The organism is Klebsiella sp. Ech2A, from assembly GCF_030078455.1.
In the GTDB taxonomy this organism is placed as follows: Bacteria; Pseudomonadota; Gammaproteobacteria; order Enterobacterales; family Enterobacteriaceae; genus Klebsiella; species Klebsiella terrigena.
Genome location: NZ_JAQGFU010000175.1, coordinates 1 through 9,382 on the forward strand (window position 1 = coordinate 1; position 9,382 = coordinate 9,382).

General features: G+C 55.7%; 12 protein-coding genes and 1 pseudogene. 8 read left to right on the forward strand and 5 right to left on the reverse strand.

The genetic code is table 11. The annotated features are described in order from the left end of the window. Positions 1 to 268: 268 nt before the first annotated feature. Positions 269 to 835 (reverse strand): D-glycero-beta-D-manno-heptose 1,7-bisphosphate 7-phosphatase, encoded by a 567-nt coding sequence (gmhB, locus tag PFH44_RS21745; protein ID WP_041144156.1) that lies wholly within the window; start codon positions 833 to 835, stop codon positions 269 to 271. Between the two features lie 188 nt (positions 836 to 1,023). Between gmhB and metN the strand changes: the two genes are divergently transcribed. The 6 genes from metN (at position 1,024) to proS (ending at position 6,653) form a co-directional block, all read left to right on the forward strand. Beyond that, on the forward strand, positions 1,024 to 2,055 hold the full coding sequence (gene metN / locus PFH44_RS21750; protein ID WP_045859714.1) for a methionine ABC transporter ATP-binding protein MetN: 1,032 nt from the start codon (positions 1,024 to 1,026) through the stop codon (positions 2,053 to 2,055). After that, positions 2,048 to 2,701: a methionine ABC transporter permease MetI gene (locus tag PFH44_RS21755; RefSeq protein WP_283826114.1), complete on the forward strand. Its 654-nt coding sequence runs from the start codon at positions 2,048 to 2,050 to the stop codon at positions 2,699 to 2,701. The genes metN and PFH44_RS21755 overlap by 8 nt, the downstream gene beginning before the upstream one ends. An 85-nt stretch (positions 2,702 to 2,786) precedes the next feature. Continuing rightward, positions 2,787 to 3,602 carry a MetQ/NlpA family lipoprotein gene (locus PFH44_RS21760; protein ID WP_045859716.1) on the forward strand — a complete coding sequence of 272 codons (816 nt, stop codon included), beginning with the start codon at positions 2,787 to 2,789 and terminating at the stop codon, positions 3,600 to 3,602. A gap of 108 nt (positions 3,603 to 3,710) precedes the next feature. Next, a complete protein-coding gene (gene rcsF / locus PFH44_RS21765) occupies positions 3,711 to 4,118 on the forward strand; it encodes an Rcs stress response system protein RcsF (protein WP_045859718.1) in 408 nt (135 codons plus the stop codon). Beyond that, a complete protein-coding gene (gene tsaA, locus PFH44_RS21770; RefSeq protein ID WP_283826116.1) occupies positions 4,115 to 4,822 on the forward strand; it encodes a tRNA (N6-threonylcarbamoyladenosine(37)-N6)-methyltransferase TrmO in 708 nt (235 codons plus the stop codon). The genes rcsF and tsaA overlap by 4 nt, the downstream gene beginning before the upstream one ends. A 112-nt stretch (positions 4,823 to 4,934) precedes the next feature. Next, positions 4,935 to 6,653 (forward strand): proline--tRNA ligase, encoded by a 1,719-nt coding sequence (gene proS, locus PFH44_RS21775; protein WP_045859721.1) that lies wholly within the window; start codon positions 4,935 to 4,937, stop codon positions 6,651 to 6,653. 63 nt (positions 6,654 to 6,716) lie between these two features. Here proS and nlpE read toward each other — a convergent pair whose 3' ends face one another. The 3 genes from nlpE to PFH44_RS21790 are packed head-to-tail and all read right to left on the reverse strand — an operon-like array spanning position 6,717 to position 8,413. Then, positions 6,717 to 7,415 (reverse strand): envelope stress response activation lipoprotein NlpE, encoded by a 699-nt coding sequence (nlpE, locus tag PFH44_RS21780; protein WP_143717181.1) that lies wholly within the window; start codon positions 7,413 to 7,415, stop codon positions 6,717 to 6,719. Positions 7,416 to 7,457: 42 nt separating this feature from the next. Further along, complete coding sequence (gene arfB / locus PFH44_RS21785) at positions 7,458 to 7,871, reverse strand: alternative ribosome rescue aminoacyl-tRNA hydrolase ArfB (protein WP_123710046.1); 414 nt, start codon at positions 7,869 to 7,871, stop codon at positions 7,458 to 7,460. After that, positions 7,868 to 8,413 (reverse strand): YaeQ family protein, encoded by a 546-nt coding sequence (locus PFH44_RS21790; RefSeq protein WP_045859726.1) that lies wholly within the window; start codon positions 8,411 to 8,413, stop codon positions 7,868 to 7,870. Before PFH44_RS21790 ends, arfB begins: the two co-directional genes overlap by 4 nt. Before the next feature lie 196 nt (positions 8,414 to 8,609). On the opposite strand from PFH44_RS21790, the gene PFH44_RS21795 reads away from it, so the two are divergent. Both PFH44_RS21795 and rof read left to right on the forward strand, forming a co-directional pair. Further along, a complete protein-coding gene (locus tag PFH44_RS21795) occupies positions 8,610 to 8,810 on the forward strand; it encodes a YaeP family protein (protein WP_041144146.1) in 201 nt (66 codons plus the stop codon). Beyond that, positions 8,797 to 9,057 (forward strand): Rho-binding antiterminator, encoded by a 261-nt coding sequence (gene rof, locus PFH44_RS21800; RefSeq protein ID WP_045859728.1) that lies wholly within the window; start codon positions 8,797 to 8,799, stop codon positions 9,055 to 9,057. Before PFH44_RS21795 ends, rof begins: the two co-directional genes overlap by 14 nt. A 15-nt stretch (positions 9,058 to 9,072) precedes the next feature. On the opposite strand, the pseudogene tilS reads toward rof, so the two are convergent. Further along, a pseudogene (gene tilS / locus PFH44_RS21805) lies at positions 9,073 to 9,372 on the reverse strand (tRNA lysidine(34) synthetase TilS); the annotation flags it as partial. Positions 9,373 to 9,382 lie beyond the last annotated feature (10 nt).

Here is a 9,382-nt window from a genome sequence, read left to right on the forward strand (position 1 = left end):
TGAGTGCCCACACAGATTGTCTGATAAATTGTTAAAGAGCAGTGCAACGCGGCTTTCGCTCACCGTTGCGAGGTGGCGTATATTACGCTTTCCTCTTTCAGAGTCAACCCTTTAATTCAGGATTTTTTCTCTTCAACCGAACCGGCTAGTTGCTGTGAAGTGATTCACATCCGCCGTGTCGATGGAGGCGCATTATAGGGAGCCCGCCGGGAATGACAAGCGGAAAAATACAATTTTATTTCAACCGCTCATCTTTTATACGTAACGCTTATTTTTGCTGCTTTTTGATGGCTGCCGGCAGGTCTGCGAGGCTATTAAGCACCCAGTCAGCGGCACTTTCCGCATCAGCCGTCACCGGCTTGCCGGTGCGTACCAGCACTTTAGTGCCAATATCCGCCGCCAGAGCTGCCTGCATATCTTCAACTTTGTCGCCTACCATATAAGAAGCGGCCATATCTATATTAAGGTAGTCACGCGCGGAGATAAGCATCCCCGGATGCGGCTTACGGCAATCGCAGGTCTGGCGGTATTCTTCAACGGTGCCCTGCGGATGATGCGGACAATAGTAGATACCGTCCAGATCGACGCCGCGGTCGGCCAGCGACCAGTCCATCCACTCAGTCAGCGTTTCAAACTGCGCTTCGCTAAACTTACCGCGGGCGATACCGGACTGGTTGGTGACGACCACCAGGGCGAAGCCCATCTCCTTTAATTGACGCATTGCATCAATTACGCCATCGATAAATTCAAAATTATCGATTTCGTGGACATAGCCGTGATCGACATTAATCGTGCCATCACGGTCGAGAAAAATTGCGGGTACTGACTGTGCCACCGGTTTACTCCTGATAAAGGCTAGTCTGATTAGTATCGCATGTTTCCTGATGCAAGAAAGTGCTCATTATACAGAGTCGGATTGATTTAGACGTCTGGATGCCTTAACATCCATTTCATTGACAGGCATCGCCTGGATACGGCAGAAGAAAATGCCACGGCAAACGGCTAAACGATAATAAATAACTGATGATTAAACTTTCGAATATCACCAAAGTGTTCCAGCAGGGGAACCGCACCATACAGGCGCTGAACGATGTCAGCCTGCATGTTCCTGCCGGGCAAATTTACGGCGTTATCGGCGCATCCGGCGCCGGTAAGAGTACGCTGATTCGTTGCGTAAACCTCCTCGAGCGTCCAACCCAGGGCAGCGTACAGGTGGGTGGGCAGGAGCTTACCGCGCTTTCTGAAAAAGAGCTCACCCGCGCACGCCGCCAGATAGGCATGATTTTCCAGCACTTTAACCTGCTGTCATCGCGTACCGTTTTCGGCAACGTGGCGCTCCCCCTCGAGCTGGACAATACCCCGCCGGCGGAGATTAAACGCCGCGTGACCGAGCTGCTGGATCTCGTCGGCCTGGCCGACAAGCATGATAGCTACCCCGCCAACCTCTCGGGCGGACAGAAGCAGCGCGTGGCGATTGCCCGTGCCCTGGCCAGTAATCCGAAGGTTCTGCTGTGTGACGAAGCCACCAGCGCGCTGGATCCGGCGACCACCCGCTCTATTTTAGAGCTGCTGAAGGATATCAACCGCCGCCTCGGCCTGACGATTCTGCTGATCACCCACGAGATGGACGTCGTCAAACGCATCTGCGATTGCGTCGCGGTCATCAGCAACGGGCAGCTGATCGAGCAGGATACGGTGAGCGAAGTCTTCTCTCATCCGAAAACCCCGCTGGCACAGCAGTTTATTCAATCAACGCTGCATCTGGATATTCCGGATGACTATCAGGCACGCCTGAAGCCAACCGCGCTCCCCGATAGCGTCCCGATGCTGCGCATGGAGTTTACCGGCCACTCCGTCGATGCTCCGCTGCTCTCTGAAACCGCCCGTCGCTTTAATGTAAATAACAACATTATCAGCGCGCAGATGGATTACGCCGGCGGCGTGAAGTTCGGCATTATGCTGACCGAGATGCACGGCACGCAGGAAGACACCCGGGCGGCAATCGCCTGGCTGCAGGAAAATCATGTAAAAGTAGAGGTACTGGGATATGTCTGAGGCAACGATCTGGCTGCTGTTGCGCGGCGTGTGGGAAACGCTGGCAATGACCTTTGTCTCCGGCTTTTTCGGTTTTGTCCTCGGCCTGCCGGTAGGCGTGCTGCTGTACGTCACCCGCCCGGGGCAGATTGCCGCTAACGCCAAACTCTACCGTACCCTGTCGGCGCTGGTGAACATCTTCCGCTCGATACCTTTTATTATCCTGCTGGTGTGGATGATTCCCTTCACCCGCGTGATTGTCGGTACGTCCATCGGCCTGCAGGCGGCCATTGTGCCGCTGACGGTTGGCGCCGCGCCGTTTATCGCCCGCATGGTGGAGAACGCGCTGCTCGAGATCCCAACGGGTCTTATCGAAGCATCCCGCGCGATGGGCGCCACGCCGATGCAGATCGTGCGTAAGGTCCTGCTACCTGAAGCGCTGCCGGGTCTGGTGAACGCCGCGACGATTACGCTCATTACCCTGGTCGGTTATTCCGCCATGGGCGGCGCGGTCGGCGCCGGTGGTCTGGGGCAGATTGGCTATCAGTACGGCTACATCGGCTACAACGCCACGGTAATGAATACCGTGCTGGTATTACTGGTTATTCTGGTTTATTTAATTCAATTCTCTGGCGACCGTATCGTCCGGGCTGTGACTCACAAATAACATTATCGACACAACATCGTTCAGGGCGCCTCCGTGCGGCCTGGACGACGCGTGTACACACAGACTCTTACAGGAAGGAAATAGCATGGCCTTTAATTTTAAAACCTTTGCGGCAGTAGGCGCGTTAATCGGTTCTCTGGCTCTGGTGGGCTGCGGTCAGGATGAAAAAGATCCGAACCATATTAAAGTCGGCGTCATCGTCGGTGCTGAGCAGCAGGTTGCTGAAGTGGCGCAGAAAGTCGCTAAAGAGAAATATGGTCTCGACGTTGAGCTGGTCACGTTCAACGACTACGTTCTGCCGAACGAAGCGCTGAGCAAAGGCGACATCGACGTTAACGCCTTCCAGCACAAGCCTTACCTCGACCAGCAGATTAAAGACCGCGGCTATAAGCTGGTCGCCGTCGGCAACTCCTTTGTTTATCCGATTGCCGGTTACTCCAAGAAAATTAAAACCCTCGACGAACTGCAGCCGGGCTCCCAGATTGCCATTCCTAACGATCCGACTAACCTCGGCCGTTCTCTGCTGCTGCTGCAGCAGGCGGGTCTGATCAAGCTGAAAGAAGGCGTTGGCCTGCTGCCGACCTCTCTGGATATCATTGAGAACCCGAAAAACCTGAAGATTGTTGAGCTGGAAGCACCGCAGCTGCCGCGCTCCCTCGACGATGCGCAGATTGCCCTCGCGGTTATCAATACCACCTATGCAAGCCAGATTGGCCTGACTCCGGCAAAAGACGGCATTTTTGTTGAAGGTAAAGACTCTCCGTACGTTAACCTGATTGTTGCTCGCGAAGACAATAAGGATGCGGAAAATGTTAAGAAATTCGTTCAGGCTTACCAGAGCGATGAAGTTAACGAAGCCGCGAATAAAATCTTTAACGGCGGCGCAGTGAAAGGCTGGTAATCTTTTTTCACCGTAATATCATTCAGGACGGGCTTTATGCCCGTCTTGTCATTTATGCAAGCACCTGATTCAATAGCGCCCTGTTTTATTATTCATTGAGGAAATACTATGCGTGCTTTACCGGTCTGTTTGTTAGCACTCATGTTAAGCGGTTGCTCTATGCTAAGCAGATCTCCCGTCGAACCTGTACAAAGCACGGCAACGGCACCTGCCAAATCGGAACCGGCAAAACCCAAAGCCGTGCGCCCGGCACCGGTGAGGATCTATACCGATGCGTCAGCGCTGGTCGGCAAGCCTTTCCGCGATCTGGGTGAAGTCACCGGTGAGTCATGCCAGGCCTCAAATCAGGATTCACCGCCGAACATCCCTACCGCCCGCAAGCGTCTGCAAATTAACGCCGCGAGAATGAAAGCTAACGCGGTCCTGCTGCACAGATGCGAAGTCACCAGCGGTACGCCGGGATGCTATCGCCAGGCCGTTTGCCTTGGCTCTGCGCTTAACGTTTCGGCGCAATGAGTTCTTTTGAGTTTGCGCAGATAGGTGTTATTCGCTCGCCGTATAAAGAAAAGTTTGCCGTACCTCGCCAGCCCGGGCTGGTGAAAAACGGCGGCGGCGAGCTGCATCTTCTGCCCCCCTATAACCTGGCCGACGCCGTGCGCGGCCTGGAAAACTTCAGCCATCTGTGGGTATTGTTTGTTTTTCATCAAACCATGGACGGCGGCTGGCGGCCTACCGTGCGCCCTCCTCGCCTCGGCGGCAATGCGCGAATGGGCGTTTTCGCCACGCGCTCAACCTTCCGGCCAAACCCGATCGGCATGTCGCTGGTCGAGCTCAAGGGCGTTCGCTGCCAGAAAGATCGGGTGATACTTGAGCTAGGCAGCCTCGACCTGGTCGACGGTACGCCGGTCGTTGATATCAAACCCTATCTGCCGTTTGCCGAAGCGCTGCCGGATGCCAGCGCCAGCTACGCCCAGCAGGCGCCGCTGGCGGAAATGACGGTCAGCTTTACGCCGGAGATGGACGCGCAGCTTGCGCTGCTGGAAAAGCGCTACCCGCAGCTTAAGGCGTTCATTCGCGAAGTTCTGGCGCAGGACCCGCGCCCGGCCTATCGTAAAGAGGAAGAAGCAGGAAAAACTTACGCCGTCTGGCTGCTCGATTTTAACGTGCGCTGGCGCGTGATTGCGTCCGGTTTTGAAGTCTTTTCTCTGGAACCACGCTAATTTTATTTTCCTCTCTTTTGGCATCTTTGCCACACTGGTAAACTAAACCACTTTTTTTGTTTCAGGCTGGCCCTCCAGCCTGTTCCGATCGTCCAAATGGAACCGTAACAACATGCGTACTAGCCAATATCTGCTCTCCACCCAAAAGGAGACACCTGCCGACGCCGAAGTCATCAGCCATCAGCTGATGCTGCGCGCCGGGATGATCCGCAAGCTGGCCTCCGGATTATACATCTGGCTGCCAACCGGCCTGCGCGTTCTGAAAAAAGTCGAAAACATCGTGCGTGAAGAGATGAACAACGCCGGTGCTATCGAGGTGTCTATGCCGGTCGTTCAGCCGGCAGACCTGTGGCAGGAGAGCGGTCGCTGGGAGCAATACGGTCCGGAACTGCTGCGCTTCGTCGATCGCGGCGATCGCCCGTTCGTCCTCGGCCCAACGCATGAAGAGGTGATCACTGACCTGATCCGCAACGAGCTGAACTCTTATAAGCAGCTGCCGCTGAACTTCTTCCAGATCCAGACCAAGTTCCGCGATGAAGTTCGCCCGCGCTTTGGCGTGATGCGTTCGCGCGAGTTCCTGATGAAAGACGCCTACTCTTTCCATACGACTCAGGAATCGTTGCAGGAAACCTACGACGCGATGTATGCCGCCTACAGCAAAATCTTCTCCCGCATGGGTCTCGATTTCCGCGCGGTACAGGCTGACACCGGCTCTATCGGCGGAAGCGCATCGCACGAATTCCAGGTTCTGGCACAGAGCGGCGAAGATGACGTGATCTTCTCCGACAGCTCCGACTTCGCCGCCAATATCGAATTTGCCGAAGCCATTGCGCCGAAAGAGCCGCGCGCCGCCGCCGCTGAGGAAATGACGCTGGTCGATACGCCGAACGCCAAAACCATCGCCGAGCTGGTTGAGCAGTTTAATCTGCCGGTTGAGAAGACCGTGAAAACGCTGCTGGTTAAAGCGGTGGAAGGCAGCGCTTATCCGCTGGTTGCCCTGCTGGTTCGCGGTGACCACGAGCTGAACGAAGTCAAAGCGGAGAAACTGCCGCAGGTTGCCAGCCCGCTGACTTTCGCCACCGAAGAAGAGATCCGCGCGATTGTCAAAGCGGGCCCTGGCTCTCTCGGTCCGGTCAACATGCCGGTTCCGGTCGTTATCGACCGTACCGTTGCGGCAATGAGCGATTTCGCCGCTGGCGCTAACGTTGATGGCAAACACTACTTCGGCATCAACTGGGATCGCGACGTTGCCACCCCGGAAGTCGCCGACATCCGTAACGTTGTCGCCGGCGACCCGAGCCCGGACGGTCAGGGTACGCTGCTGATCAAACGCGGCATCGAAGTCGGCCACATCTTCCAGCTGGGCACCAAGTACTCCCAGGCGCTGAACGCCTCGGTGCAGGGCGAAGATGGCCGCAACCAGGTGCTGACGATGGGCTGCTACGGCATCGGGGTAACCCGCGTGGTAGCCGCAGCTATCGAGCAGAACTATGACGATCGCGGCATCATCTGGCCGGAAGCTATCGCGCCTTTCCAGGTGGCGATTCTGCCGATGAACATGCACAAATCCTACCGCGTGCAGGAGCTGGCCGAGAAGCTGTACAGCGAACTGCGCGCCCAGGGCATTGAAGTCCTGATGGACGACCGCAAAGAGCGTCCGGGCGTGATGTTTGCCGATATGGAGCTGATCGGTATTCCGCACACCATCGTGCTGGGCGACCGCAACCTCGACAATGACGATATCGAATATAAGCATCGTCGCGTCGGTGAAAAACAGCTGATCAAAACGGGCGACATCGTGAACTACCTGGTTAACGCCATTAAAGGTTAATTCCGCGCCTGAATGCAAAAAGGCCTCGCATCTGCGAGGCCTTTTTTTATCGGAGCAACCTTCTTACTGGCTACACTCTTTGCCGGGAATAAACTTCACGTCCTTATCCGCCGTCAGCGTTTTCACCATTTCACCGCTGTCAGGGTTAGGCTCGAGGGTAAAGTGCCCTTCCACCACCAGCAGTACCGGACGCGTATCCGTTCCGCGCGCGGCGGCATAATCCCGCTCAAGCTGGGCATTATTGGCAACCGCAGTTCGTTTGCCGGTGGCGCAATCGGTAAAGGTCGCCGCATCCGCCATATAGAAATACATGCCGCGCATCGCCATCGGCGTGGTCGGCAGGCTGGCTTTCACCGACTCGAGGGTGTAGTTCAGCGTTGACTCAATCGGGTTGCCTTCGCGATCGAGCATCTCCAGCTTGTCGCCCTTCGCGCGATAGTAGGATTTCTCCCCTTTGCTATCGGTCAATACCAGCTTGTCCGCGGTGCGGGCCCAGGTACCGTACGACGCGAACGATGACGGCTCGCGGGTCACGCCCTGGTAGCGTTCATTCATCACCCAGCTGCCGTCTTTTTCGAGAAACAGCGAGGTTTCGATGCCTTCGCAATCGGCGCACGGCAGTATCCCGCGCCAGCTCTGCTGCATCGGCTTCAGCTCCGTCATCGCCGCCGGCTGCAGCGTCTCAACTTCTGCCCGATGATTGCAGCCAAACAGCGCAAAGAGCGAACAGGCCGCCGCCACTGAGAATATGATTTTCTTCACTGTAAATTCCTTATAATCCATGCCACCCGTTCGTCGCATCGCCTACTGACGAACTTTCCCACGCAGCGCTTTGACCGATGATTTTTGCGACTTAGAAGCAAGCCGACGCTCTTTTGATGCTCGGGTTGGTCGCGTTTCCCGGCGACTTTTTTGCGCTACGGTTAATTCTTGTATCAGCGCAATCAGGCGAGCGATCGCCGCTTCGCGATTCATCTCCTGGCTGCGGTATTCCTGAGCCTTAATGATAACCACACCGTCGGCAGAAATTAAGTGGTGACTGGCGCTGAGCAAACGCTCCTTGTAGTACTCAGGCAGGCTCGAAGCCTTAATATCAAAGCGCAGGTGGATCGCGGTTGACGCTTTATTCACGTGCTGACCGCCCGCGCCCTGCGCGCGGATCCCCGTCAGGGAGACTTCATCCTCCGCAATAGAGACGCTGCGGCTAAAGGTAATCATGCCGCCGGCTGCCAGGCCGTTAAATGAATTTCCAGATTATTCTTAGCGTCAGATAACCAGATGCTGCCGTCCTGAATGGTGGCTTGCAGGATCATCGTGCGATCGGCAAAGGCGCTGAGCTGCTCCAGCTGCGCATCGTCCAGATACCAGACCGTCAGCTTGCTGAACTGCGCCATTTTACTCTTATTCTGCTGCCACCAAACCTCGGCCGCCCGGCTATTGTAGGCAAACAATGCCACTTCCTGCGAACGCGAGCAGGCTTTTTTAATCCGCTTGTCGTCCGGTAATCCGAGCTCAATCCACAGATCGACCCCCAGATGGTCGTTGAGCAGCCACAGCTCGGCCTCGTCATCCGAGGAGAGGCCGCGGGTAAACTGCAGCCGCTCGTCGGCATACTTAATCCACGCCAGCAGGCGCAACATCATGCGCTCCTGGGTTTCAGACGGATGCTGCGCCAGCGTCAGGCTGGCATCAATAAACCGGTTGCGATCCATATCGGCTACATTTACCGTCGCTTTATAAATCGTCGCTTTCAGCGCCATGGAAAAACTCCTGAAAAAAATGGCGTACATTGTAGCGAAACTGGCGACAAAAGGCTGTCGACAATCGAGGGATCGCTTTTCATCCTGCTGATATTGCTTAAATGACTATGGTATAGTCACCTTGCTAAACAGAGTTTATCTTCGTAGGCTTAAACTTGCATCCCACGGTTGAGTCAGAATACTGACAGGAGGGCATGTGGACCAATATTGTGAGTTAATACGCAAGCGGTATGCGGAAATAGCCAGCGGAGACCTGGGGTATATCCCGAATGCGCTGGGTTGCGTGTTGAAAGTATTGAATGAAATTGCGGCGGATGAGGCCCTTTCGGAGTCAGTCAGGGAAAAGGCCGCCTATGCGGCAGCAAACTTACTGGTGAGCGATTATGTCAATGAATGATACTTATCAACCCATCAACTGCGATGATTATGACAATCTCGAACTGGCCTGCCAGCATCATCTGGTGCTGACGCTGGCGCTCAAAGATGGTGAGCAGCTGCAGGCGAAGGCAAACGATCTTATCTCGCGCAAAAATATCGAGTATCTGGTGGTGGAACTTGGCGACAACAGTCGCGAGCTACGCCTCGATACCATCGCCAGCTTCAGTCACCCGCAAATCGGTACCGTGGTGGTGAGTGAGTCCTGAATAAAAACGGGTGGCCTAGCCGCCCGTTTTCCTCCATACCAGCCGTACGCCCTCGCTATCCTGCGCTTCCCCTTCACGGGTAATAAACAGCAAATCCGCGGCAGCAATGAGCGTTTCGCCGTAAAACAGCAGCGGCGTGGTATCGCGGCGCCAGGGCGCGATACCCAGCTCCTGCCAGATTTTCTTCAGCTTGCGCCCGCCGTGACGACCGACGATATGCAGATTGCCGCCGGCGCGAAAGCGCACCGTCACCGCTTCGCCGGCGAGCGGAGCGCGCAGCGGCCCTCCGGCAAGCAGCGACAGCTCGCCCATCCCCGGCCCTTAA

Coding starts and splice junctions, on each gene's coding strand:
- tsaA (WP_283826116.1), top strand. CDS start 4,115: ATGAGTTCTTTTGAGTTTGCGCAGATAGGTGTTATTCGCTCGCCGTAT.
- proS (WP_045859721.1), top strand. CDS start 4,935: ATGCGTACTAGCCAATATCTGCTCTCCACCCAAAAGGAGACACCTGCC.
- rof (WP_045859728.1), top strand. CDS start 8,797: ATGTCAATGAATGATACTTATCAACCCATCAACTGCGATGATTATGAC.
- PFH44_RS21755 (WP_283826114.1), top strand. CDS start 2,048: ATGTCTGAGGCAACGATCTGGCTGCTGTTGCGCGGCGTGTGGGAAACG.
- arfB (WP_123710046.1), bottom strand. CDS start 7,871: ATGATTACCTTTAGCCGCAGCGTCTCTATTGCGGAGGATGAAGTCTCC.
- rcsF (WP_045859718.1), top strand. CDS start 3,711: ATGCGTGCTTTACCGGTCTGTTTGTTAGCACTCATGTTAAGCGGTTGC.
- PFH44_RS21760 (WP_045859716.1), top strand. CDS start 2,787: ATGGCCTTTAATTTTAAAACCTTTGCGGCAGTAGGCGCGTTAATCGGT.
- metN (WP_045859714.1), top strand. CDS start 1,024: ATGATTAAACTTTCGAATATCACCAAAGTGTTCCAGCAGGGGAACCGC.
- PFH44_RS21790 (WP_045859726.1), bottom strand. CDS start 8,413: ATGGCGCTGAAAGCGACGATTTATAAAGCGACGGTAAATGTAGCCGAT.